The organism is Alphaproteobacteria bacterium US3C007 (genome assembly GCA_034423775.1).
Taxonomy (GTDB): domain Bacteria; phylum Pseudomonadota; class Alphaproteobacteria; order Rhodobacterales; family Rhodobacteraceae; genus Thalassovivens; species Thalassovivens spotae.
In genome coordinates this window covers 1,511,027-1,535,995 of sequence record CP139918.1, presented here as the reverse complement: position 1 = coordinate 1,535,995, position 24,969 = coordinate 1,511,027, and the positions used below count along the sequence as shown (strand labels likewise).

Sequence of the window (24,969 nt, the reverse complement as noted above, 5' to 3'; positions counted from 1 at the left end):
AAGGCTGCCCCCATTTCATACCACTCTTTTAACTACGCGGGAAAACCGCAGAGGCGGACGCGTATTCAGAGGGCGCGATGATTTGCACATCGCCCTTCTGCGCCTGAATGGCCACCGCGCGCGAACCCATATTTTGACCATCAACCATTTTGGTCGATCCATAGGGCATAAAATCAATATCCAGCGTTGAGCTTGCCAAAGCTGCATTCACAGCCTCTTTATCGGTGGAGCCTGCACGCTCAAACCCATCGGCAAGGAACATGATTGACATGTAAGCGCAATACACCTCGAAGGTGAAATACTTACCATCTGCCTCGGTGCGCGCACGCATCTGTTGCCCCGATGCCGAGCTCGGATCGTACCAATGGTTCACATCGATCATATTTTCTGCAATTTGAGGCATTTCATCCACAAACTTGAAGTTAAAACCGCCTCCAAGCACAGAATAGCTGGCCATAAAATCAACCCGCTGTTGACGCAAGGTTTTCGCAAGTAGGATATATTCACCAGGATAATTGATCGGCATGATGATATCCGGCTTGGCCGATTTTAACCGCAATGCGATATTATCAAAATTTCGCGTTGGATTGGCATGTTTGATCGTTTCAATCACCTCCAAACCATGACTGGCAAGGGCTTTGGTCACCAGTTTGGCTGTTCCTGTACCAAATTCTGATTCCTCATGCACGATTGCAACCGTTTTGGCAGGTGAGCCTGCGGCTTTGTTAATCTCGGCAAGATTAACGGATGCATCTGCCGCAATCCGGCCATATCCATCCGCCATTCTAAAGACATTGCTCAGACCGCGCTGCACCAATTTATCCGACACACCAACATCAACCGAGAACGGTATATTATATTTGGCCGCCGCTGCAGAGGCCGCAAGTCCAACGGCTGATTGATAACAGCCTTGAATGGCGTGCACGCCTGCCTCGTTCATTTTTTCAACTTCGGCGGCGCCGATCTCTGGTTTTGTCTGCGAATCTCCCAAAACCACTTCTAATGCCGCACCGCCCATAGATTTTATACCGCCCGCGGCGTTGAGATCGGCAATTGCCATTTGCGCACCATAGCGCAATTGTGCGGCCGGATAGGCAGCCCAGCCCGTTGCGGGATGGATCAAGCCAATTTTAACGGCACCAGCGGCACGCGCGATTTGTGGAGCTGATAAACCTGCTGCGGCAAGTGCAAATGTTGCCGAGGCCCCTTTCATAAATTTACGGCGCGAGCCTGTAAATAAATCCTTTGATTTAGTCATTAAACCCTCCTGTCGGTTTTACATGAGCCATTACTTGGCCCTTATACTTTGATTAAACACGTAAAACTCTTCTTGTGTCCAAACAATAATGATAAAATAGCACGCAACGCAGATAATCAAATTTGTAAAGTTGGAACAAACTTATGCCAAATCACCTGCACGCTTTTGCTGATTTCCTTACGCAAACAAAATTCGATGATATTCCTGAACCGGCTGTAAAACGGGCAAAACTGATTATAGCCGATTGCATTGCGGCCATTGTAGGCGGCAGTGCTGAGGCCGAAAATCAAGCCCTGGAAACCTCAATCATGCGCCACGGATGCGCGCGTATCTTAGGCGGCTCAAACTTCAGCGATGCACAATCGGCAAGCTTGATGAACGGAACAGCGGGCACCGCGCTTGAGATGGATGAAGGTCATCAATTTGCACGAGGGCATCCTGGTATGCATGTTTTCCCAGCATTGCTTGCCGCCTCCGACACCGCGGACGCGCCGGTCACAGGGCAAGAATTTCTTCAGTCGTTTATCCTTGGATATGACATTGCCGCGCGGATCGGTCTTGCAACGAACCTGAACCCCCATATGCACCCGCATGGCACCTGGGGCGTTATCGGCGCTGCTTCCGCGATTGGCGTCTTAAATCGCTTAGATAGACAAAAAATTATCGAATTGATCAATATTTCCTCAAGCTTCAGCTTGGCGACCAGCCGAAAAACCATGCTGGAAGGTGGCACGGTTCGCAATTCTTACACTGGTATTTCAAATCAAATGGCGCATTTGGCGTATCAAATTTTACAAGCCGGTTTCAGTGGGGAAAAAGATGGAATCGGCTCTGTTTTTGGCAATATTGTTTCTTCCAGCCTTGATACCGCCGCAGCTTTGGATGCGCTAGGAACGCGATTTGAGGTAACCCGCAACTATTTCAAGCTTCACGCATGCTGTCGTTATAATCATGCAGCTTTAGACGCGCTCTGGCTCTTGATGGAACAATATTCAGAGCTTCAAAATCCCGAAAATATCGCACATATCGATGTTGAAAGCTATTTTCTGGCTGCCGAACTGACCGATCCTAAACCGCGCAATATGCTGGCGGCACGGTTTTCTGTTCCCTTTGCTGTAGCCACAAGTTTAATCAATAGATCTTCAAAAGTTCAGAGCTTTACCCAAGACATGCTTGAAAAGACTAAAATATTGGATCTGGCTGCAAAAATATCAATTAAAGAAAATTCCGATATGTCAGCGCAATTACCCGATTATCGCCCAGCCAGTATTTGCATTACGATGCAAGATGGAAGCACCTATCGCGCCAGTGTAAAAACCAACCGTGGGGATTGGCGAGATCCCTATTCTGAGGCCGCTTTAAAAGAAAAATATAATAGCTTAACCGCCCGCCGTTGGAGCCCTGCAAAACGTAACGCTCTTTATACTCGCATTCTAAATTTGGAGCATGCCTTGGACCTGAAAGAAACATTCACCCTTTGAAACAGGCATCAATCTGGCTTTTGCGTTTAGTATCTTAAGCGATGGAAGAGCATACAGTTGAACAGCTCTGATCAGGCATTACGTTGGCAGCCGTTGAAATAGAGAGAGTGCTCTGCATGGCGTTATGAATTTTCGTTCGGACGTATTTTACGGCAACACCAAACCATCAAGGAAAACAAGACGGAGCTGGAACGCCGCGAAAAAATCTTTTGGCGTCTTCTTATTGCAAAGGCCGCAGCATGCAATTTTGAAACAAACGCCCGCCCGAATGATAGCTCAGATGTAAAGCACGCAGCTATCGCGTTCTAACACGCAAATCGCTTATCCCTGAAACAGAGGTAGCAACTGGCACGAAACCGTATTCATGAAAACACGTTTCTGTTAGGTTTGACGCACCGATGACTGATATGAAGCGCTGGACCAAACTGCAAAAGCTGCGCGCTTTATCTCAACCAAAAAGCGCAGCGCCGCTGGCAGGCATGCGCTGGCCTATGTTGGATATTTTATGCACTAAGCGCGCAGCATCGGCTTTATCTGGCATCAACCAATCGGTGAGATCAGTCACTCGCGTATAGCCTGCTGAGTAATCCTTTTATTTTGGATACATTGGGTTAGGGTTTAAAGCATTCATCGAATAGGAGACCACTATGAGCATTCATGACGAGCTTTGCGCTTGCTTTCAAAGCTATGATCCGCAAGTTTTTCAGGACCTTCACCATGAAAATTTTATGATGGTTCGAGAGCTTGAGCTTTCCACCCGCGATGAACATTGTGAAATCATCAACGAGCTAGCCGTCAAACCAGATTGGGATTGGCATTTAAAAGCTGAGGTCGTTCACGAAAATGCTTTTTGTATTGAATGGCGTTGGAGAGATAGAGATGAAATCGTTACTAATGTTGGTCTTAAAAAAAATGGTAAACTCTGGAGATCAATCATAAGCAGAATACCTATAAGCGACACCCCCAATCCACACATTTATCGATAGCTTTCTATATCTTCTATTTCCAGCAAAACTAAAAAAGGAAAATGAGGATGCGTTCATCCATTGCCCGCATTTTGCAATTTAATTTTCAAACTGCAGAAGATTAAGGTTTTTGGGTTGTGAAACATGAAACTTAATCCAGCGCGCTTTCAAAAGAGGCGATCCAGCGTCAGCTTATTAAGGCAGATGAAACTTCATAGGTGACATGAAATATTTATCGCAATGAAGCGGGCGCAGACATTATTTTTGGCAGGCTTTCAAAATGGTCTGCTACAGTAAAAACAGTTCAAACCTGAGAAAGCTTCAATCTTACGGGAGAGGTTGTTTTTTCTGAGCCAAAATATTAACGCTGCTGAGCGACAAAGGCACCCGTCATCGCAGCCACGACAATCGCGGCAAGCATTTTATCATGGGTAAGCCATAGGATCTGTTGAGTGAAGAAAGAAACATACTCATGCCTTACATAACTTTGCGAACATGTATTGCGGCGGCTTGTCTTTTGATCTTGGCAGGCTGCACCAACATAGAAAAAACCGTGCAGCAAACAAGATCAGATATAAAGCAACGCTTCGCTGTTTCGGAACGTACTGCGATAGAAACATTGGCCGCCGCTAAGGCAAACAGCGCATCACTCGGTGCATTAGAGCAAGCATCGGTTGCCCAAATCGTGTTTCCAAAAGCTTTGAAAGGTGGCTTTCTATTCGGAGCAAATTATTCAGAGGGATTTGTTGTAAAGGATCGAAAAGCGATTGCACGTGTCCGAATGACGGGTGGAAATATTGGGCCGCAGATAGGGGGGCAACAATATAGCCAAGTTTCGTATGTAATGACGCAGAACCGGCTAAAATCAATTTTGAATGGTACGAATTTTGAAATTCTAGGCACGGTAAGTTATGCCGCACAAGGCGTTTCAAAAACGCAGGTTGTCACCACACAAGCTCGGTTAAGTGAAATACACACGCATATATTCAACCAGACAGGATATCTGGCCGGTATCACCTTTGATGGAATAGTTTACAGCGTTATCCAGCGCTATTGACTTTTCGCGCGCCATTGCGCCAGGATTCTAGTTCAACCGCACTGGCCCGCCTTGTGCAGTTCTCCCGCGCCTTCCAGTCTTCTTCTGCGCCCACCAAGTTTTTATACAGGGCCAGAGCATCAGAAATTTCCTTGCCATTTTCCAATAGCTTAAAAATTGTTATATCATCAGCTTTCAGCAATGCCCGTTCAGACAATTTCGCCTTATCCTTTTATTTTAGAACTTGTTGTTTTCGCCAAAACCGGTATAAAAAAGCCTGATTTGAAAGGTATGTCTTGATACAAGTTTCTGAAGAAACCGTAGAAATTTATGTTTCTAACCTACGCGGCCGGCTCAATTATGAGACAAAAAAGGCCGCCAAGCTCGGCTTTTTCACACTTCACGATTACGTCAGAGACAAACTGACTAAGGAAGCTGAAGCATTGGAAAAACCGCTGCAGGTAACGCCGACCAAAAAGCGGATTAAATCAAAGCCGATAAAAAAGATAACCGCGCCCGCAAGTTCATGTGGCTGTTGCCCTTAACAATACCTTTTCTCTCACCGCTGACTCAGCCAGTATCGTAATATCGTTTAAATTTGAAAGGTCGTATTTGACCGGTTTTCGGGCCGACCTATTTTCCAAACGACGGAGGTAAAGATCAAAAATGCATTACTGGGCGTACTATATTTCAATTTTCATTATGGGGCTTACGCTCTTAATTCACCTTCAGTTGATTGCAGCACCGGCGATATTGGTGCCAATCGGATTTCTTTTGGCTATCGTTTTTATAGCCAGTGGAGTAAGTGCAGCCATGAAAACTGACGTTGATTTAGATTTTATGTTTCATAAAAACCCGGATAAAAAAGACTAACAGCATTAGCGCTCCTGTGAGATTCGATCGAAGCTGTATTTGCGCCGGTCAAAGCTTCTTAGAAAATGGGTTTGCAGCGTGATCAGGCCCATATCACTTGGAAAATATCCATACCGTCAGTTGCGCGCTTTGTGCTGCTCTCAACGCCCTGCATAACCTTCAAAGGTCAGCTGGCAAACGTGCCGCTGATAAAATTGACCGCAACCCAGATGGCTAGAACGCCCAATGCGTTTTCGACATCCCCCAAAACGCCTGAGCTAGAGGTAAAAACCCTCTATCAGGTGCAAGAACTTATCAGCAGGCATAGGAATATTTGGGGTTTCCAGTGACCTTATAAAGGCTTTTTTACAGCTGTTAGCAGGGCCCATGCTGTGGTTCCCTTGAATAATCGTAAATATAAGAAGTTCAAAAAATGCCAAAAACAAGGAGGGTTGTCGTTGATCATCTGGCGGGCAGATATGACGCTAAATGAGAAGCGGACAGCACATCACCGAATGACCAACCTTTTATCAGGTCCCCAACAATAAAGCGGGAATTAAAAAGCATAATCCCGCTTCAACGCTGAGATTGAATGGCGTTTGTAATCTGTTTGATTTTTTCGTTGATTGACTTAGTGTCTGTAGGCCATTCATTCTTGGCAATTAACACACGAATCTCATCTGCCACTTGGATATTCACCTCGGCAGGCAATTCGTTCATCATAGTGATCGTATCTCTGCGAATGCCAGAGAGTTCTAGCGATACCGACGCCGGTCCAGATTTTGGCCCTGAATTGGCATTTAACAGGCCAACCTCTGGAATATTATCGTAGCTATCTGAAATTTTGGACAGCGATGCTCCTCTGGATTTTCCCGCTTCCATGGACGCCGTCACTTTAAGGTAGTTTTTCGCGATGAGCTCTTGAGATAGAACCACATCAGCAGATTTTTCACCTTTAGTCCCGGTGGTTTCATGCGCAACCACCGGCGCTTTAGGCGCGGTGTTTCTGGCTTGTAGGGCGACTTGCGCAGCTATATTTCCATCTATCTTCATAAAAGAACGTTACGCTAAATAAAAAGCGCTGTCGACCAACTGTTAAGCCCAAAAAGCCACCGTCCTTTGATCATGAGATGTGTTTTTGTTTCGCCCAAGAAAGATGGCTTTTATTGCCTTTAGCCCAAGTCGACGACACGCAGCAAATAGCAAGGGGGTTTGCAATCATTACCCCGAGCAAGATGGATTGTTTATCCTCGTTGATCCAAATTTTCCAAAAGCTCTCCTATCCGCTCAACCGTACCATTATGGGCATAGGATTGAATCGCAGTGTCTGGCTGTTTTTCCCATGGAAATCTATGATCTGTAAACAATTCTACATTCGGTTTGAATTCATAAAATGCGCGTAACATACCCGAAAACACATACACCATCCCTTCAAGTAAATCTGGCTTAGTGCACACATTCATGCCGCATGAGCTACAAAAAGTCAGGTTCAGTAAATTTCCACTGCCGCCTTTATAGCTAAAGGTTTGAAAGGCTCCCGACAGCTCAACATCAAGCTCAGTGTAAACAAACATTTTGGACGAACCGTCAAAAAGAACCTTGCAATCGGTGCAATGACACATGAAATGCATCATAGGATCATTTTTGAAACTTATTGCTGTCTCTCCACAAAAGCATTTTGCTTCTTGTATATCGCTAGGCATTATTAAAACCTCCCAGTGTGAGTATTTGCGATCGCTCGTTTCGTTATTTTCGCCCATGACAATGGCAGGCTCTAAAAATCATGGCAATGGTGATTTGGTCGGAAGGTATTTTAAACGCTCGATGCGTGGCCCTTGATAAACAGGCGCCAACCCTAACCTGATCACCCATTATTGTACCGCAACAATGTGGTTATATCTTCAACGAGCTTTCATCACATAGGCAAAAGAAAGTCGGGCGCTGCCTTGATCAAGTGCTCTTTGCGAAGATAGGCTTCAAGGTGAATGAACTGTAGATTACGAGCGCGGTAGATAACTTTAAATGACACATAAAATCGATGCCTGGGCACGTCGACAGCTGGCAGATTACCAAAGCAACAAACCAGGCACTATATTCAAGGATGAAGGCTTTCACATAACCATCAATGAGGCCTATGCCATCCAAGACACCATGGTCAAATTGAGGCTACAAAAAGGTGAGACAATAGCCGGTTACAAGGTGGGATGTACCGGACCTGGCATAACAAAACTTTTTGGCATGCAGGGGCCAATTCGCGGGACTTTGTTCAACCAAGAAATTCATCAAAGCGGCGCCACGCTAAACCTAAATCAATTTGATAATTTAGCTATTGAAGCTGAAATGGCTTTTCAGACCGGAGCAGGCGGCGTAATCACCTCCGTCTTCCCAGTGATTGAATTGCATAATTTCGTTTTTCGCGCTCCCAAAAAATCTCTGTCAGAACTGATTGCGAATAATGGTCTGAATAAAGGAATAATTCTGCCCGATCAAAATTGGAAAGGCCTGCCCAACATATATGGCGAGAAATCGGTTCTATCGCTAGAAGTGAATGGCGCCGAAATCGATGCTGGTAACATGTGGCCGATGGACGGGGGACCCAGATCTTCATTGGAGTGGCTCACCTCTCATTTGGCAGAGTATGATTTGAAGATGGCATCCGGAAATATAGTTCTGGGAGGAACCGCCCTTGGCATGCATTTGGTACAATCTGGAGACCAGATTGTCGTAAAAATTGGCGGAAAGACAGCCGTACAATGCCGAATCAGCGTCCGCTAACCTATCCAATGGCATTCTTCCGCTGGGGCAAATTTCATCGCAGGCATTGCTCACATTGGCATGAAACAAGCCCCGTGCCTTGTATCAAAAGTTCAGTTTAAATGCATATTTGTCAAGGCAAGCCTTGGCGTTTATTTATTGTTTAAAACATCTTCGCCGCCGGCGGCCTTATAAACAGCGCACCCGCGTTAACCGCGGCGGCTGATAAGGATCGCAAACGCACGCCACCGCCCTCACTTTAAGACTATAACATAACGCACCGCTATCGGGGGACGGAGCCGGATCTGATAGCGCAATCATTTATAGATTTTCACAAAATATGCGTATTTTATAGCTCGTTTTGATAATTTCTATTTTATTAATCGTTTTTTTGTTATAATAAGGCAGCGTAACTGGTCAAAGGAACCTATCATGTCATCGTTAACCCATTTAGCGAAACTGAGAGGCTTAATGCTGGATATGGAAAGCGAAGTTGGGCTCACAGATGTGTCTCACCTTGAGCGTGATGTGATGCTCGCATGCGTCGAATTAAAAGACGCAGCACCGATTGTGAAAACCAAAGATATCCTTGCACATCGGTTTTTAGAATCCTCATCTCGCCCGTCTATTTTCCGCGCGTTGAAGTCTCTTATTGATCAAGATCACCTGGCTTATAATGGCAAGGGTCGCGGTGGATATATAATACAGTCGCAATAAAAAGCCATAATTACAATGCCTTAAACAAAGTTAAAAGGTAAGGATGTCCTTACTTTTAACTCAATGGTGAACAGCATATACTCACCGCATCGGAGGGATATCTCTATGCGCGCAATTGAGTTTTGCATACCGTCGCTGGCATATATATTTGGATTTTTATTGACAACCCACATCGTACAGCCCGTGCAAGATTGGGCGCTGGGTGTAGAGGTTTTCGGCAGTCTATTGTTTTTTCCGCATGCTGTGCGCGTTCTTACAGCGTGGCTTTATGGCTGGAAATCGATTTTCTTACTGATGCCCGGCGTTGTTCTGGGCCATTATATGATATTGGGGTTGCCGGGCTTTACCAGCGGCGCCGCGATCGGAATCATTGCGGGTCTTGTAATCGTTCCTCTCACATTCGAATGTTTCAAACGCTGCGGCTTTGATTTTTTTGCAACAGCGATGCACGTTCCGAAATTCATACCCGTTTTCCTTGTTGGATCCTTTGCCAGCATATTCAACGCCGCAATTTTTAACGGGTTCACGGGAGGACAAAGCTTCGCCACGCTGATCTTCGTGATTGGGGATATCGGAGGCTTGTTTGTAGTCTGCCTGTTCTTGATGCTCATAATGCGCCGGCAAAGAACGGCTGCCGATTCTCAAAGAGATGTTGCAGGCTAGCGCCTATCTGGCGCAATATAATCGGGCGACACCCAGAGGCGTCTTAACAGGCGCCCCTGAACGGTTTACTCGCTTGCGCCTGAAAACCAGTCTGCAGGGTTCACATTATAATCAGACATCGTGTTACACCCACCCAGACCACAGATTACAGCGGCCATAATTACAAATTTTTTCATCAGCTCTTTCTCCATTTTACCTCTCATAGTAAAACAAGGTCAGCCGTCATGTTCAATATATTTGTCAGAGAAACAGCCTAAAATTTAAAAGTTATTCTCTCAATTTCAGACTTTACTGATCAATGTAAAATTATTCGCTATTATCGAGAAAACTTTTTATGCTTTATCCGCTTCGGCTTTAAAGCGTCCGCGCCCAAACGCCGCTTCTTATCCTCTTCATAATCGGCAAAGTTTCCTTCAAACCATTCCACATGCGCCTCGCCTTCAAACGCCAAAATATGCGTGCAAATCCGGTCTAAGAAAAAGCGATCATGCGAGATTACAACCGCGCAGCCTGCAAAATCGACCAGAGCGTCTTCTAGCGCGCGCAAGGTTTCGACATCAAGATCATTGGTCGGTTCATCGAGCAGCAATACATTGCCGCCTGATTTTAGCAGCCGGGCCATATGAACACGATTGCGTTCTCCTCCAGACAGCAACCCGACCTTTTTTTGTTGATCTCCCCCTTTAAAATTAAACGCCGAACAATAGGCGCGTGAATTCACTTCGGCATCGCCAAGATGGATGATATCTTGGCCATCAGCGATCGCCTCCCACACGGTAGCATCGGCTTTCAAATCATCGCGCGACTGATCAACATAAGATAACTCAACCGTATCCCCATAGGTAATAGCACCCGCATCCGGCGCTTCATGCTGCGTGAGCATTTTGAAAAGCGTTGATTTGCCGGCCCCGTTCGGACCAATCACGCCCACAATACCCCCCGGTGGCAACGAAAACTCAAGATTTTCGATAAGCAGTTTATCACCCATGGCTTTGTGCAAACCATCCACTTCGATCACTTTACCACCTAGCCGCGGCCCGTTTGGAATAACGATTTGCGCGCGGCTAATTTTCTCGCGCTCGGATTGATTTGCCAGATCATTATAGGCGTTGATCCGGGCTTTTTGTTTGGCTTGCCGGGCTTTTTGACCCTGGCGCATCCATTCCAATTCGCGCTCAAGCGTTTTTTGCCGGCTCTTATCCTCGCGTGCCTCTTGCGAAAGGCGTTTGGCTTTTTGTTCCAGCCAGCTTGAGTAATTTCCCTCATAAGGAATGCCGCTGCCGCGATCCAGCTCGAGAATCCAACCGGTGATATCATCCAAGAAATAACGATCATGCGTCACAATCAAAATTGTACCCTTATAATCGATCAAATGCTGCTGCAGCCACGCGATGGTTTCTGCGTCTAAATGGTTGGTAGGTTCATCGAGTAGCAGCATATCGGGCGCCTCGAGTAGCAACCGGCACAGGGCCACCCGACGCCGCTCCCCCCCCGACAACGTCGCCACATCAGCCTCATCATCTGGACATCTCAGCGCCTCCATTGCCACATCGATTTGGCTATCCAAATCCCACAGATTTTCTGCATCGATCTTATCTTGAAGATTGGCCATTTCATCCGCGGTTTCATCGGAATAATTCATTGCCAGCTCATTATAGCGTTCCAAAATGGCTTTTTTCTCGGCGACGCCCAGCATGACGTTATCGCGAACGTTCATCTCTTCGTTCAATTTAGGCTCTTGCGACAAATAGCCGACTTTCGCGCCTTCGGCCGACCAGGCTTCGCCTGTGAAATCTTTATCAAGCCCCGCCATAATTTTCATCAGCGTTGATTTACCCGCGCCGTTCACTCCAACCACACCAATTTTTACACCGGGCAAAAATGACAGCCGAATATTCTCAAAGCATTTCTTGCCCCCCGGATAGGTCTTTGAAACACCATCCATGTGATAAACATATTGATACGCGGCCATCTCGATTGCTCCTTAGGGCGATAATTCAGAATGGTTAGATACCCAAATGGGGGCGCGGGGGCAACGCCTCAGGTTAAATTTTAAACTCTGCAGACACCGCCGGATCGGCGGGGATGACTTCTGCGCTTAGGGTGGCTATTGAAGAAGAATATGATCCGTGCCCCCGCACGAACCAGAAAGACGCGAGCAGAATATGGCAGCACAACGCATCATTGGCCTTTTGGGTGGCTCTTTTGACCCTGCGCATGCGGGGCATGTTGAAATAACGCGGCATGCGCTGCGCCGCTTCGGGCTTGATCGGGTTTGGTGGATGGTCAGCCCTGCCAATCCGCTCAAAACAACGGGGCCAGACCCGCTTTTATCCAGAATACGCGCAGCAAAACGAGTGATGGAGCACCCAAAGGTTGATGTCACCGGCATTGAAAGCGACCTCGGCACCCGTTTTACATCCGACACGATTGCCGCCTTAAAACAACGCTTTGCACAATATCGTTTTGTTTGGCTGATGGGCGCCGATAACCTGAACCAGTTTCACAAATGGCACGCATGGGAAACCATTATGAATTCGGTGCCCATCGGCATATTGGCGCGGCCCGGCGATCAGATGGCGCCGCTCAACGCCCGCGCCAGCAGAATTTATCGTGCGGCCCGCCTGCCAGGGTATCAAAGCCAACTTTTAGGCCGCCAAAGCGCGCCTTGTTGGTGCTATCTTCCCATTCCAATGACAGATATCTCCTCAACCCGGCTGCGCCTTCGGGCGGCTCACTCGACTGGCCGAGAGGCCGCCGCAGAGTAAAATAACCGCAATGCCGGTCCAGCTGAGCATATTCGGCCAATCGTCAAAAACCACTGCGCCGCTGATCGTAGCGATAACGATCTGGAAATAAACAAAAGGCGCCAAACGCGTGGCCGGCGCCAAAGCATAAGCCATTATTAAAAGCAAATTGCCAGCCATTGAGGCAATCCCGGATGCCGCCCCCAAAAAACCCAGCTCAAGGGTTATGCCCGGCCAGTTCCAAACCGCAAAAGGCAAAAGAACAAATGCCCCATAGGCCAATTGAGTGGCTGCAATCTCCACGGGTGGCGCAATCTCGGACAGCGCGCGAGACAAAGCCAAAAAAACCCCATAACACAGCCCCGCCAACACGGCAAAAAGAAGGTTTGGATCAAATTGTCCCTGCGGCTGCGATACGATCACAACCCCTATAAAGCCGCCTGCAACCAAAGCCAAACGTAGCCCGCCAATGGGCTCTTTCAGAAAAAGAACAGCTAGGATATAGCTGATCAAAGGGCCGATGAAAAACACCGCATACACGGTGGCAATTGGAACAGTGGAAAGGGCTGTTAGAATGGACGTAATACCGCAGACCAATATGCTGGCCCGCGCGATAATACGCCAATCCAACAACAGTTTATATGCGGCGCGGCGTACAAAAAAAGCTAATATGAGGGCGCCAACCGCAAACCTGCTCCAAGCGGCGAAAAACGGTGAAAGAGCGCTTTGGTCTGTCATCAATTTACCCGCCGTATCCCCCAAAGGGATCAACGACATCGCGACCAGCATAATCAAAATCGCCCTATGCATTACACAACCTTATTTCGGATTTAAAACGCCCCAAGCAAAGAATATGTGTAGATATGAGCGATAAAATAACAAGGCGAAAATTCGCAGTATGGCTGGCAGCTTCACTTTTGGCCTCACCAGCCGCCGCAACGGCGCCTCTGCGCAGCTTACGGCCCAAACCGCGCCCTGCTCCGCAACCTTTTGCGGCCTTGCGCAGCGCTTTGTCCACACCCAGCATCAGTGGCAAGCGCGGCTGCGCAGTATGTGATCTGGCGCAAGGCGGGTTGATCGAGAACCACCGCGGAGAGGATACGTTTGCACCGGCCAGCGTTACAAAAGCGATCACCGCGCTTTATGCGCTCGATACGCTGAGCAAGGATTTTCGCTTTAACACCACACTTGCCACGGCCGGCCGCGTGAAAGATGGCGTTTTGACCGGCGATCTTATTTTGCAAGGTGATGGGGATCCAACGCTTACCACTGATGCTTTGGGAAAATTGGCCAAAGCGCTGGCTAAGACGGGCTTAAAAACAATAACGGGCCGTTTTCTTTATGCCACTGGCGCTTATAAAGAGATATATCAGATCGATCCCCAGCAACCGGCACATGTGGGTTATAACCCAGCCCTTTCCGGCCTGAACCTGAATAACAATCGGATATTCTTTGAATGGAAGTTAAAGAATGGGCGCTATCAAACATGGCTTGAAGCGCGCGGCTTGAACCACCGCCCCGCAGTGAGCGGTGTCAAGCTGGTGATTGAAAAGCGCGGCGCGCCAGTGTTCAAATATTCTACGAGATCTGATTATGAAGAATGGAATGTTGCCCGCAGCGCCCTTGGCAAAACTGGTGGGCGTTGGTTGCCGGTTAGGCGCCCCGCGGCCCATACGGCTGAGGTCCTGCGCAGTCTTTTAAAGACACAAGGCGTCGCGCTGCCCAAAGCCGAAGCGGCCGATATGCCATCTGCTCAGACCGTACTGGCAAATTATCAAAGCGATCCCTTAGCAGAAATCATCAAAGATATGATGAAATATTCTACCAATATCACCGCCGAAATGCTGGGCTTGGCCGCCACCCGCGCCAGAGGTGGCAATATTGGGCAATTAGAGGCCTCAGCGCGCCACATGACCCGGTGGGCAAAAGCCAGATTAGGCATGCAAAATAGCCTATTCATTGACCATTCGGGGCTCGGAGCTGCGTCGCGGGTGACCCCCAATGATATGGTAGGCGCGCTGCAAAAAGCGCTGCTAATATGGCCAGAGTTTCCAAAATTGATGAAGAAAATCAAACCGCGAGATGCCCGTGGCAATCTTGATCGCGCATCCGGGGCGCTGATCCTGGCGAAAACCGGTACGTTGCATTATGTCAGCGCCTTGGCGGGCTATGTCACGGAAGGGGTTGTGCGACCCTATGCCTTTGCCATTTTCTGTCAGGATCTTGAGCAGCGGCAAAAATTATTGGCCTCAGCGCGAGAAACCTCGCGAAATGCGCGTTACTGGAACAGACGGGCCAAGCAATTGCAGCAAAACGTGCTGCGCAAATGGTCACAAAAACTTTAAATTGCGCTAGGCAGTGACGTGGCGCGCGCGCGCGCCGCGCTCGATCGCGGCGGCGTGCAAGCGATCGATATTCAGCTCATATCGCATTTCTTCCAAAAGCCGTAATTCAGGTTCACGAATAATGCCATCCGCCGCCGCTACATCGCAACATAAAGCATAGGCGGTTTCAAATAGTCGATCCGGTAGGTTTTCGCGAATGAGGCCAAAAAGCATATCCAGCCCCTCTTCTTTTTCAAAAAGATTAAATACCACCTGCGACATCAGCGTGAACCGATCCACGTCATAATCGGCAAAAATCGGCAAATGATTCACAGCCGATTGAATTTTGACCAGCTCGGCGGTTAAAATGCGACCATCCGAAGCCGAGATAGCCATCATCAATGTCACTAGACAATCCTGTGAGGTTAAAACTTTTGGGATATTTTCAGCCATTATCTGATCCTACAGCAACAGGTCTTTTTTAGAGAATATTGACCTATTGGTCCAGTCGCAATAGGAAGCCGCAACCCTCAGCAGGAATTTGGGACCAGACCTGCTGGCAATCTCGGAGAATGAACCAATGTCAAATATGCGTGACCTCGCCCTAAGTGCGAAAGCTTGGCCTTTTGAAGAGGCACGCAGGCTGCTCAAACGCTATTCCGCAGCGCCACCGGAAAAAGGCTATGTGCTCTTTGAAACGGGCTATGGGCCTTCTGGTCTTCCCCATATTGGTACGTTTGGCGAAGTGTCGCGCACCACAATGGTGATGCATGCATTTCAACAAATCAGTGACATACCAACCAAGTTAATCTGTTTTTCGGATGATTTGGACGGTATGCGCAAAGTTCCGGGAAATGTGCCAAACCCAGAGCGTTTGCATGCTCATATGCAAAAGCCGCTGACCTCTGTGCCCGACCCGTTTGGAGATTATGAAAGCTTTGGGCACCATAACAATGCCATGCTGCGCCGGTTTTTAGACACGTTCGGATTTGACTATGAATTTTACTCAGCCACAGACTTTTACAGATCAGGGCAATTTGACAAAATCCTTTTGCGCGCGGCGGAAAAATACGACGCGATTATGGAGGTAATGCTCGCCTCATTGCGCGAAGAGCGGCGCCAGAGCTATTCAATATTTCTACCAATACACCCAGAAACGGGTCGGGTGCTCTACGTGCCGATGAAGGCGGTTGACGCACAAGCAGGCACTGTGACATTCGATGATGAGGACGGGCGTGAATTCACCCTTCCGGTGACCGGTGGCAATGTGAAACTTCAATGGAAACCTGATTTCGGCGCCCGCTGGGCAGCGCTGGGCGTTGACTTTGAAATGTATGGCAAAGACCATTCGACCAACACACCCATTTATGACAAAATTTGCCGGCTCTTGGGCGCGCCCGCCCCCGAACATTTCACCTATGAGCTTTTCTTAGACGAGCAGGGGCAGAAAATTTCTAAAACCTCAGGCAATGGAGTCTCTATTGACGAATGGCTGCGCTATGCCACCACCGAAAGCCTGTCTTATTTTATGTATCTCAAACCAAAAACCGCAAAACGGATGCATTTTGACGTGATTCCGAAGGCCATGGATGAATACCAGCAGCAGCTGAAAGCCTTCCACACACAAGAGCCGGCGGCGCAATTGAACAACCCCATTTTCCATATTCATGGGCAGAATGCGCCAAAGCCCGATATGGCCGTGTCTTTTAGTATGTTGCTCAATCTGGCTGCGGTTGCCAATGCAGATGAAAAAGACCAATTATGGGGCTTTATTCAGCGCTACGCCCCGGATACCTCAGCCGCCAGTCATCCCGGTCTAGATCAAGCCGCGGGGTTTGCGGTGCGGTATTATAATGATTTCGTCAAACCCACCAAAACCTACCGTGCGCCTTCTGATCTTGAGCGCAGCGCGCTTCAGGATTTACGCGATCAATTGGCAGCTTATCAGGGGCCGCTTGACCCCGAACAGCTGCAAAGCATCGTCTTTGCCTGTGGCCGCGAGCGTTTTGAACCGCTGCGCGCTTGGTTCAAAGCCATTTACGAGGTGCTATTGGGCGCCAGCCAAGGCCCACGGTTTGGAGGGTTTATTGCCCTTTACGGCCTTACAGAAACCGTGGCTTTGATCGACCACGCTTTAAGCGGCGGATTTGTGAAAGATTGATTTTATAAATCTCTGATCTAACTTTTGCGCAAGAGAGGAGAAATATATGCGACTAATTTCATTTATATGCGCCCTGTTCTTTTTGGCAGCGCCAATCTTCGCCGGTGATAAGGAAGATATCCAAGCCACGATCTCTCGGCAATTAGAGGCATTTCAGCTCGATGATTTTGCAGAAGCCTTCAGCTATGCAAGCCCGTCTATCCAATCCATCTTTGGGGGGCCTGCTAATTTTGAATCGATGGTCAAACGCGGCTATCCTATGGTCTGGAAACCTGGGAAGGTAACCTTTTTAAGCGTTGACCCTTATCACCATGGTATGGCCCAGAATATCCAAATTTTTGATCGAAACAAAAAGGCGCATTATCTGCGTTATTACATGGTCAAGCTGGGAGAAAACTGGAAAATTTCCGGGGTGGAAATCTTACCAAGCTCAGATTTCAGCGTGTAACCGGCAGCCCAGCGCGCGTTGCGCGCGGACCATCTTAACCCAAAAACCCTAACACGGCTGCACGCAACCATGTGAAAAGGGAAGAATATGGGTTTGGGCATGATCGAGGCTGCCAGATTTACGCCACCTACCTTTGCGGAAGGGCTAAAGAATTGGTCAAGCGGCGATGGGGTAGCCGGCGATCACAGATACGATCTAAGCTCGGATGCCAGCTTGGTGACGGGCGATAGCGATTTTGGCGTCTGCCTCGAGCTGCGAAAATCGATCGAAGTGCAAAAATTGCGCAGCTTCACACAAACCCCAATACTCAAAGAAACCTATCTCAGGATAAGATGTAGGGTTAAGGTGGTCAGCGGGCATTTTCCGGGGGTCCGCATCGCGGGCTGGGCTGGTGCCGCTTCGGGCGCGCATATTGCCCAAGTCACCCAAATAGGCCCCTCGGTGGTGCCCACAGACTATAGCCAATTGTTGAACGTCAGCGCTATTATTGGCCCTGGTCTGCGCGACGGGGTGGATATGGTTTGGGGCACTGATCCCGATTATGGCCATTTCGGGCTTGACCTGACGGGTCAGAATGGTGGGATTATCCGCATTGAAAGCTTGCAGATCGAAGATGTCAGCGCCTTATTCATGCTTCACAGCACAAATATCTTGGATATCCGCGATTACGGCGCCATAGGCGATGGCGAAACCCCAAATTATGATGCATTCACTGCCGCGGATGACGCCGCAGCAGGGCGTAGATTATTGGTGCCAGAAGGACAATTTTATATTGAAAAGGGTCTGACCCTGCGTTCGAAATTGTTGTTTCGCGGTACGGTTAAATTGCCCGTATCAGCACCGTTTGTGCTGCAGAATAATTTCGACTTCACCACCTATATTGATGCGTTCGGTGAAGAAGAGCTTGCCTTCAAAAAAGCCTTTCAAGCCCTTTTGAACAGCGGCGATCATGACGCCTTGGATCTGGGGGGGCGCACCATCGGCGTGAATGCCCCGATCGATCTTCAAGAAGCCGTTTCTACGCGGCAGGGATATGCGGTGCGGCGGGTTATTCGAAACGGAGAGTTATATGCCCGGCGCAATACAGCATGGGAAAACGATATTGTCATCTCACGCGGCACCTACTCGCCATCCGATCCCAAAAAGCTGCGCAATCTCAACAATAGTGCGAATATCCAAGCCGGCTCACTGGTTGAAGGCAATGGCGTTGGCCGTGAAATCTATGTGACCTCTGTGGATATCAATACCAGCGAAGCAACGCTTTCAGAAGCGCTTTATGATGCCGAAGGAACGCAAGATTTTACCTTCACACGCTTTAAATACATGCTGGATTTCAGCGGCTTTGATCAATTGCAGAAATTTATGCTGCAAAACGTCAACCTCAAATGCAATAGTATCGCCAACGGTATCATGCTGGCACGGGCAGGTGATACGTTTCATATCGCTGATTGCGTGATTACCAAACCCCGCCATCGCGGTCTCACCTCAACCGGCTGGGGCTGCCAAGGCATGTTGATTGACCACTGCCATTTTATCACCGCAGAATCCTTGCTTGCTGCACAAGATCGGGTGAGCATCGCGTTGAATGCCAATGCAAATGATATCAAACTGCGCGATAACCGCGCGTCCCGATTTCGTCATTTCGCCATTTTAAGCGGTTCAAATAATATCATCAGCGGCAATCATTTTTATCAGGGCGACGAAAGATCAAACGGCATTCGGCTGGCTGGAATTGCCCTGACGCAAACCAACACGACCAGCACCATCACGGGCAATTATGTCGATAATTGTTTTATTGAATGGACCAATGAACATGACGCCAAGCCTGATTATACAACCGGATTTGGCTTTTCGGCGCTCACTATAAGCGATAATATTTTCTTATGCAGCAATGTCGCGCCATCCTTTTCCTTTCTGGTTCTTAAACCCTATGGCCAGCGCCACGGCCTGTCGGACCTGAGCGTGAATGGCAATAACTTCCGTGCCATCAATGGCTCTATTGACCGGATCGAGGCGGTCGATACCAGCCTATCTGATCTTGACCGGGAGCGGTTTTTTCAAATTCAATTTCATGGTAATAATTTCAACAACATTACCACCCAAAGCGCCAACCCCTTGCGCTTAACGCATCATCAGAACAGCGCCGCCACCCTTTGGGCCATCGACACGGCGCAGCGCCTGCCTTTTCAAGCCCAGTGCCTGGATGCGGATACGCTGATCGCAAAAAGTCCTATCCTGACGCCGTCTGGAGCGCGCCGACACGCTTTGCCTTATATCGAGCTGCAATACGGATCCGATAAAGATCAGGCAGCCATCGTTTGGCCCGAGGCGGTGAAAGGCAAACTGGGGCTCCAACTGCGCTGTGATCGTTAACCCTGCAGCTCTGGCCATCCCGCCCGCGAACGCGTATAGCGCCCTTACGAAAACAAGATGGTAAAGGGGCACAGGATGGTTGATCAAGACGCGCTAAAACAACTGATCCGCGCCGATAGCGCCGCGCGTGGCACCACCATCTCAAAACTGGGCTATTTTTGCGCGCCATTCCAACCCCGTACGGGGCCTTTCCGCAGCAAAGTCATCAAAATATACCAAAGCCTGTCCGACCATGGCGCGCTGGATCAGCTTGCAAAAAACCATACCGATTATGTCGCCATTCTGCATAAAACCGGGGTTGGCCTGCCAGAGACAGAATTTTTATTGTTAGAGATGGATGGGCGCCGCTTTCCAGTGATTGTTCAAGAAGCGCTTGACAGCAACGCATTGATGCGGCCGCTGATGATCAATGCCTCACATGCACAAGCGTTGCAGATGCTGAACGCGGCCGGCCAAGTGATCGCCAGGTTTTGGAATAATTTAAGCCCGGAAGATGGGCGCGTCGGGTTTCACCCCTCAATCCGAAATTTTGCAATCGTTCAGGGCAAAGCGGTTTTTTTTGATACGTTCCCCCCCCTTATTCACTACACGCGCGATGACATGGGCAAGCTACTCTTACAATTTTCTGAAAACCGCCTGATGCGCTTGATGGGGCCAATTTTGCAACGCAAAGTCACCGGCATCCAAGATGAATGGTATTCGCCGGCCGAAACATTAATCGGGCTGGTGGGAAGCGCCTGCCGCTTACGCCCTGCCGAAGCCGCGGCATTTTTAGATTGGGGCCGCGCATTTGCCGCGGATGAAATGGCGCAATGGTCAAATGAAATTCATGATGGTCTCACCAAGCCTCCCCGCCTGCCCGGCTATTGGACAGGGTTTCGCAAGCTGTTAGGGCTGCAGGGCGAGCCTAATATTTGATCTACATCGCAGCTGGGGCGCGATAAAAGATTTTGGCCTTAAGCCTTTTTAGTTTGCGATAAGATCACCCCAAATGCCAGAATAGCAGCGCCAATCACCTGCGTGATTTGCAAACTCTGGCCAAAAGCCACCATCACGATCATAACGTAAAATGGCGCAGCGTTCAGATGGAAAGAAGCAATTGCGATCCCAATTTCGCCAACACCTTTCACCCAAAGCAATTGCGAAATTCCCACTCCTAAAAGCGCGTAAATACACATTGGAATGAGATGCTCAGCGCTTGGCAGGGGAATATGCGCCCCTGCCCATCCAAATATCCGCCCAAACCCCCATAAGAACAGCGTAAAACCCCACATGCCAAACGTGGTGACGACAGTGCGCGCAAGCGGCGAGGTGTCGGGCAGGTTTACAACACTCGCCCTCGATCCCCAGGCAAAAAACGACACGGAAACCAACCCGACCATCAGGCCCCAACCCAAATTAAAACCAGTAAGCCCCGCCCCAGTGGCAACACACCCCCCCATCAAAACCAACACCAACCCCATAGAAAACGGAAGAGTAAGCCGCCGTTTATCTAAAATTATCTCAATAGAAACAGCAGAAATCGGCATCGCTGCAGCCGCCAAAGCGGCGGTGATCGGATCGCTTATTGCCTGCGCATAAATCAATAAGGTTGAACCAATTCCAAAGCCTGTAAAGCCAATCCAGAAGCCTTTCGCCCATGGTAAATCGCGCAGCCCCTGCGCGCCTAATAGCGCAATAAACAATAATAGGATTAGGCCAAATGCCAGCATGTTCCGGATCAAAATCAACCCCAAAACACCCCAATCCTGCAACAGCAGATCGGCGGCGGGAAAGGCCAAAGAAAACAGAAAAATAGAGCCTACACAAATCCCGTTTCCGCGCAAAAGTTTAGCGCGCGATACGGGGGTTGAAACGGAAGACGCTAAGCGCATAAATCAGATCACTCAAAATGGGTGGATATACAAACCTGTATAAAAATTATGCTCGATTATGCGCTCGCATTACCGACATTAAAGTCGTTTTCCATCGCATAAAGCGATACAGATTGACACAGCGCCCGCGCTTTTTAACGCGCAAAAGACTGCGCGTTATTCCATACGTTTTTCGCGTTGAACATGGCGCATTAACGCATCTGCTTGTTGCGATGAGAGGCCGAATTCTTTGCGCAAAGCCTCTAAGGATCGGCTTTCTACAGCGTCCACCACGCCATCTTGCAGCGCTTCACGGATTTGATCTTCGAAAATCATCTTCCGACGGGCGATTTGATTGCTAAACGCGTTGGCTAAAATACCCGTTAAAAGCGCCACAACGGATACGCCCATCAAAGCGGTAATGATCGAAATCACTTTTCCAATCCATGTCACGGGGCTGACATCGCCATAGCCCACGGTGGTCAGCGTGATCAGTGACCAATACATTGAATCCGGAATAGAGCCGAACTTGTCGGGCTGGGCTTTGGTTTCGGCGAAATAAATCAAAGAAGAGGTCAGAACGAAAGCAATCACCAAAAGATAAAGAGCGGCAATAAACGATTTACGCTCTTCATAAATGGCGCTGAACAAATCTTCGATTGCCGTATTGTAATTTGACAATTTAAAAATGCGCAGCAAACGCAAAGTTCGCAAAACGCGTAAATCCAGCCCCGGAAACAAAGCCTGCAAATAAAATGGAATGATTGAAACCATATCGATCAATCCGCTAAAGCTGAAAATATAACCCAGCCGGTAACTGCCAAATAGCTTTGAGCCGGGATCAGAGCGTGCTGCGCAAGCCCAAACGCGCAGTAAATATTCCACCGAAAAAATCGCCACGCTAAACACTTCGAAAAAGTAAAATTGAGACGCATAGGTGACTGAAAAATCACTGACCGATTCCAGCGTTACGGCCATTATGTTCAAAATCACCAAAGCTGCGATCAAATAGTCGGTAATTTTACTGTATAAATCGCCCAAACGCCCCGGTTCTAAGACCTCAAGCGCCCGCTGTTGAATACGGTTATAGGTCATTGAATTTGCTCACGATACAGCATCATTTTTTCCTAGGCGGTTTCTTTAAATTTCGCCCTTGATACCCTTGATCTGCCTGCTGGCGCAAGATTTTTGCCCCAGAAAGCACAGATCCGATCACGCCCAGATATGTTTTAGGGCTCTAGACCCGTTCAGTGCACCGCAATAACACCCTACCTAACCACGACTTGCCAGCTGATATTCGCTCAGGAAGATAACCGGCTTCACGGCGGCCTACCGCAGCGAAAACTGGTTCAAATTTTTAGACAGAAACCCCGTAACTTTTCACCAAAAAGCTTGACCTATAGCGGCGCTGCATCATCTCAACCATATGGGAATAAAGGAATATAATATGAATACGAAGAGTTCACACGCAGCCGAACAAAACGCCATTTATGAGGCGGCGATGCGCTCAATTGAGGCATCACAAAATCGGCGTTTGGCCAACGGCTATGCCGTGGTTGGCGGGGCAATTGCCTATGGGCAGGGTGCATTGGGGCAAGGCACTTTTGGAAAAATCTCGCGCCTGGCCAAGGTATTTTGCATCTGCTTTGCGTTCGTGCTCCCGAATATCTTATTCATAAAATATGTCTTATAGGCAGATATCGCATTTAAAAAACGGGCCTTTGGGCCCGTTTTCTTTTAGCTATAATCTTTATAATTGATCTCTTTATGATCCTCGCCAATACGATCTCTGCGCACCAATAACCGATTCAAAGCGTTCAGATAGGCCCTGGCACTGGCAACCACAGTATCGGTATCGGCGGATTCTCCGGTGGAAATATTACCATCTTCTTCCATCCGCACGCTGACAGTGGCTTGTGCATCGGTGCCTTCGGTCACCGCGTGTACCTGATATAATTGAAGCCGCGCAGTATGCGCGTATAGCGCTTTGACGGCATTGAAGGTTGCATCAACCGGTCCATCCCCGGTGGCGGTGGTCGAAACCTCTTGACCCTCAATTGACAACGTCATCACCGCTTCTTGTGGGCCATCCGTTCCGCAGGTAACGCGCAAAGATTTCAATACTAAGCGGTCATTTTCGGCATCTTCCCCCGCGCGCATCAACGCGATGAGATCATCATCATAAATTTCTTTTTTCCGATCAGCGAGTTCCTTGAAGCGCACAAACACGTCTTTCAACTGGTTATCGCCCAGCTTATATCCCAGCTCTTCTAATTTTGAGCGCAATGCCGCGCGCCCTGAATGCTTGCCCATCACCAAGTTTGTCGCCGCAAGCCCAACATCTTCGGGGCGCATAATTTCGAACGTTTCGGCATTTTTCAGCATTCCATCCTGATGGATGCCGCTTTCATGGGCAAAGGCATTCTTGCCCACAATGGCTTTGTTGAACTGTACGGGAAACCCAGAAACCGTGGCCACGCGGCGCGAAATATTCATCAATTTCGTACTGTCGATATTGGTAAAATAGGGCATGATATCGCGGCGCACTTTTAACGCCATCACCACTTCTTCCAGCGCCGTATTACCGGCCCGCTCACCCAAACCGTTGATCGTACATTCGATTTGGCGCGCGCCACCCGCCACCGCGGCCAAGGCGTTGGCTGTCGCCATACCCAGATCATTATGGCAATGGGTCGCAAATACCACCTGCTCTGCGCCGGGCACGCGCGCCAAGAGCATTTGAATCAACTCGGCAGATTCCACGGGCGCCGTATACCCAACCGTATCGGGAATGTTGATCGTTGTGGCGCCAGCCTTAATGGCAATTTCCACCACGCGGCAAAGATAATCCGGCTCGGTGCGGGTTGCGTCCATGGGCGACCATTGGATATTATCGCACAGGTTGCGCGCATGCGTCACCGTTTCATGGATCCGATCCGCCATTTGGTCCATATCCAATTGCGGGATCGCCCGATGCAATGGAGAGGTTCCAATGAACGTGTGGATCCGCGGCTTTTCTGCATTTTTCACCGCATCCCAGCAGCGATCAATATCGCCAATATTGGCGCGGGCCAGCCCGCAGATCACCGAATTGGCGCTGCGGCGCGCGATTTCGCTGACCGCGCGAAAATCACCTTCAGATGCGATTGGAAATCCCGCTTCGATGATATCAACACCCATCTCATCAAGCAGTTCAGCGATTTCTAGCTTTTCATCATGGGTCATTGTTGCGCCGGGGCTTTGTTCGCCATCGCGCAGGGTCGTATCGAAAATAACAACGCGGTCTTTTGGGGGAATATCTGTCATATCTGGGTCTCTTTATTGTCTACTAAGCTCG

At 48.8% G+C, this 24,969-nt stretch carries 26 protein-coding genes; 16 read left to right on the top strand and 10 right to left on the bottom strand.

Features of this window, described 5'->3' with window-relative positions:
- Positions 1 to 28: 28 nt before the first annotated feature.
- Positions 29 to 1,258, bottom strand: coding sequence for an ABC transporter substrate-binding protein (locus tag UM181_07385; protein WQC64420.1), 1,230 nt, complete (start codon positions 1,256 to 1,258; stop codon positions 29 to 31).
- Positions 1,259 to 1,401: 143 nt separating this feature from the next.
- Here UM181_07385 and UM181_07380 point away from each other — a divergent pair, with 143 nt between their 5' ends.
- The 4 genes from UM181_07380 to UM181_07365 all read left to right on the top strand — a co-directional run bounded on the left by UM181_07380 (position 1,402) and on the right by UM181_07365 (position 4,761).
- A complete protein-coding gene (locus tag UM181_07380; GenBank protein ID WQC64419.1) occupies positions 1,402 to 2,739 on the top strand; it encodes an MmgE/PrpD family protein in 1,338 nt (445 codons plus the stop codon).
- Positions 2,740 to 3,137: 398 nt separating this feature from the next.
- Entirely contained in the window at positions 3,138 to 3,314 is a 177-nt protein-coding gene (locus tag UM181_07375; GenBank protein WQC64418.1) for a hypothetical protein, read from the top strand.
- Positions 3,315 to 3,386: 72 nt separating this feature from the next.
- Entirely contained in the window at positions 3,387 to 3,725 is a 339-nt protein-coding gene (locus tag UM181_07370; protein WQC64417.1) for a hypothetical protein, read from the top strand.
- Positions 3,726 to 4,257: 532 nt separating this feature from the next.
- Complete coding sequence (locus UM181_07365) at positions 4,258 to 4,761, top strand: hypothetical protein (protein ID WQC64416.1); 504 nt, start codon at positions 4,258 to 4,260, stop codon at positions 4,759 to 4,761.
- On the opposite strand, the gene UM181_07360 is transcribed toward UM181_07365, so the two are convergent.
- Complete coding sequence (locus tag UM181_07360; protein WQC64415.1) at positions 4,745 to 4,942, bottom strand: hypothetical protein; 198 nt, start codon at positions 4,940 to 4,942, stop codon at positions 4,745 to 4,747. The two genes, UM181_07365 and UM181_07360, sit on opposite strands and share 17 nt — an antisense overlap.
- Before the next feature lie 94 nt (positions 4,943 to 5,036).
- Between UM181_07360 and UM181_07355 the strand changes: the two genes are divergently transcribed.
- Both UM181_07355 and UM181_07350 read left to right on the top strand, forming a co-directional pair.
- Positions 5,037 to 5,285 (top strand): hypothetical protein, encoded by a 249-nt coding sequence (locus UM181_07355; GenBank protein WQC64414.1) that lies wholly within the window; start codon positions 5,037 to 5,039, stop codon positions 5,283 to 5,285.
- Between the two features lie 121 nt (positions 5,286 to 5,406).
- Positions 5,407 to 5,613: a hypothetical protein gene (locus UM181_07350; GenBank protein WQC64413.1), complete on the top strand. Its 207-nt coding sequence runs from the start codon at positions 5,407 to 5,409 to the stop codon at positions 5,611 to 5,613.
- Between the two features lie 555 nt (positions 5,614 to 6,168).
- Here UM181_07350 and UM181_07345 read toward each other — a convergent pair.
- Both UM181_07345 and UM181_07340 read right to left on the bottom strand, forming a co-directional pair.
- Positions 6,169 to 6,645: a hypothetical protein gene (locus UM181_07345; protein ID WQC64412.1), complete on the bottom strand. Its 477-nt coding sequence runs from the start codon at positions 6,643 to 6,645 to the stop codon at positions 6,169 to 6,171.
- 191 nt (positions 6,646 to 6,836) lie between these two features.
- Entirely contained in the window at positions 6,837 to 7,352 is a 516-nt protein-coding gene (locus UM181_07340) for a GFA family protein (protein WQC64411.1), read from the bottom strand.
- A 262-nt stretch (positions 7,353 to 7,614) separates the two neighbouring features.
- On the opposite strand from UM181_07340, the gene UM181_07335 reads away from it, so the two are divergent.
- From UM181_07335 to UM181_07325, 3 genes are all read left to right on the top strand, one after another.
- On the top strand, positions 7,615 to 8,367 hold the full coding sequence (locus UM181_07335) for a hypothetical protein (protein WQC64410.1): 753 nt from the start codon (positions 7,615 to 7,617) through the stop codon (positions 8,365 to 8,367).
- A gap of 411 nt (positions 8,368 to 8,778) precedes the next feature.
- A complete protein-coding gene (locus UM181_07330; GenBank protein WQC64409.1) occupies positions 8,779 to 9,063 on the top strand; it encodes a hypothetical protein in 285 nt (94 codons plus the stop codon).
- Between the two features lie 105 nt (positions 9,064 to 9,168).
- The gene (locus tag UM181_07325) at positions 9,169 to 9,726 is read left to right on the top strand and encodes a hypothetical protein (protein ID WQC64408.1); all 558 of its coding nucleotides are present in this window, start codon (positions 9,169 to 9,171) and stop codon (positions 9,724 to 9,726) included.
- A 316-nt stretch (positions 9,727 to 10,042) separates the two neighbouring features.
- On the opposite strand, the gene ettA is transcribed toward UM181_07325, so the two are convergent.
- On the bottom strand, positions 10,043 to 11,698 hold the full coding sequence (gene ettA / locus UM181_07320; protein WQC64407.1) for an energy-dependent translational throttle protein EttA: 1,656 nt from the start codon (positions 11,696 to 11,698) through the stop codon (positions 10,043 to 10,045).
- A gap of 193 nt (positions 11,699 to 11,891) precedes the next feature.
- Between ettA and UM181_07315 the strand changes: the two genes are divergently transcribed.
- Positions 11,892 to 12,494, top strand: a complete 603-nt coding sequence (locus UM181_07315) for a nicotinate-nucleotide adenylyltransferase (GenBank protein WQC64406.1) — start codon at positions 11,892 to 11,894, stop codon at positions 12,492 to 12,494.
- Here the strand turns inward: UM181_07315 and UM181_07310 are convergent.
- Complete coding sequence (locus UM181_07310; protein ID WQC64405.1) at positions 12,435 to 13,283, bottom strand: DMT family transporter; 849 nt, start codon at positions 13,281 to 13,283, stop codon at positions 12,435 to 12,437. The two genes, UM181_07315 and UM181_07310, sit on opposite strands and share 60 nt — an antisense overlap.
- Positions 13,284 to 13,336: 53 nt before the next feature.
- Between UM181_07310 and dacB the strand changes: the two genes are divergently transcribed.
- Complete coding sequence (dacB, locus tag UM181_07305; protein ID WQC64404.1) at positions 13,337 to 14,818, top strand: D-alanyl-D-alanine carboxypeptidase/D-alanyl-D-alanine-endopeptidase; 1,482 nt, start codon at positions 13,337 to 13,339, stop codon at positions 14,816 to 14,818.
- Between the two features lie 6 nt (positions 14,819 to 14,824).
- Here the strand turns inward: dacB and UM181_07300 are convergent, their stop codons facing one another.
- On the bottom strand, positions 14,825 to 15,250 hold the full coding sequence (locus UM181_07300; protein WQC64403.1) for a tellurite resistance TerB family protein: 426 nt from the start codon (positions 15,248 to 15,250) through the stop codon (positions 14,825 to 14,827).
- A gap of 127 nt (positions 15,251 to 15,377) precedes the next feature.
- Here UM181_07300 and UM181_07295 point away from each other — a divergent pair, with 127 nt between their 5' ends.
- From UM181_07295 to UM181_07280, 4 genes are all read left to right on the top strand, one after another.
- On the top strand, positions 15,378 to 16,958 hold the full coding sequence (locus UM181_07295; GenBank protein WQC64402.1) for a lysine--tRNA ligase: 1,581 nt from the start codon (positions 15,378 to 15,380) through the stop codon (positions 16,956 to 16,958).
- A gap of 46 nt (positions 16,959 to 17,004) precedes the next feature.
- A complete protein-coding gene (locus tag UM181_07290) occupies positions 17,005 to 17,406 on the top strand; it encodes a DUF4864 domain-containing protein (GenBank protein ID WQC64401.1) in 402 nt (133 codons plus the stop codon).
- Positions 17,407 to 17,505: 99 nt separating this feature from the next.
- Positions 17,506 to 19,779: a right-handed parallel beta-helix repeat-containing protein gene (locus tag UM181_07285; GenBank protein WQC64400.1), complete on the top strand. Its 2,274-nt coding sequence runs from the start codon at positions 17,506 to 17,508 to the stop codon at positions 19,777 to 19,779.
- 75 nt (positions 19,780 to 19,854) lie between these two features.
- Positions 19,855 to 20,697, top strand: a complete 843-nt coding sequence (locus UM181_07280) for a DUF6206 family protein (GenBank protein ID WQC64399.1) — start codon at positions 19,855 to 19,857, stop codon at positions 20,695 to 20,697.
- Between the two features lie 38 nt (positions 20,698 to 20,735).
- Here UM181_07280 and UM181_07275 read toward each other — a convergent pair whose 3' ends face one another.
- Together UM181_07275 and UM181_07270 are read right to left on the bottom strand one after the other, a co-directional pair.
- Entirely contained in the window at positions 20,736 to 21,653 is a 918-nt protein-coding gene (locus UM181_07275) for a DMT family transporter (GenBank protein ID WQC64398.1), read from the bottom strand.
- A gap of 156 nt (positions 21,654 to 21,809) precedes the next feature.
- Positions 21,810 to 22,727 (bottom strand): ion transporter, encoded by a 918-nt coding sequence (locus UM181_07270; protein WQC64397.1) that lies wholly within the window; start codon positions 22,725 to 22,727, stop codon positions 21,810 to 21,812.
- Positions 22,728 to 23,079: 352 nt separating this feature from the next.
- Here UM181_07270 and UM181_07265 point away from each other — a divergent pair, with 352 nt between their 5' ends.
- Positions 23,080 to 23,325, top strand: a complete 246-nt coding sequence (locus UM181_07265) for a hypothetical protein (GenBank protein ID WQC64396.1) — start codon at positions 23,080 to 23,082, stop codon at positions 23,323 to 23,325.
- Positions 23,326 to 23,369: 44 nt separating this feature from the next.
- Here UM181_07265 and UM181_07260 read toward each other — a convergent pair whose 3' ends face one another.
- Positions 23,370 to 24,938 (bottom strand): 2-isopropylmalate synthase, encoded by a 1,569-nt coding sequence (locus UM181_07260; GenBank protein WQC64395.1) that lies wholly within the window; start codon positions 24,936 to 24,938, stop codon positions 23,370 to 23,372.
- Positions 24,939 to 24,969 lie beyond the last annotated feature (31 nt).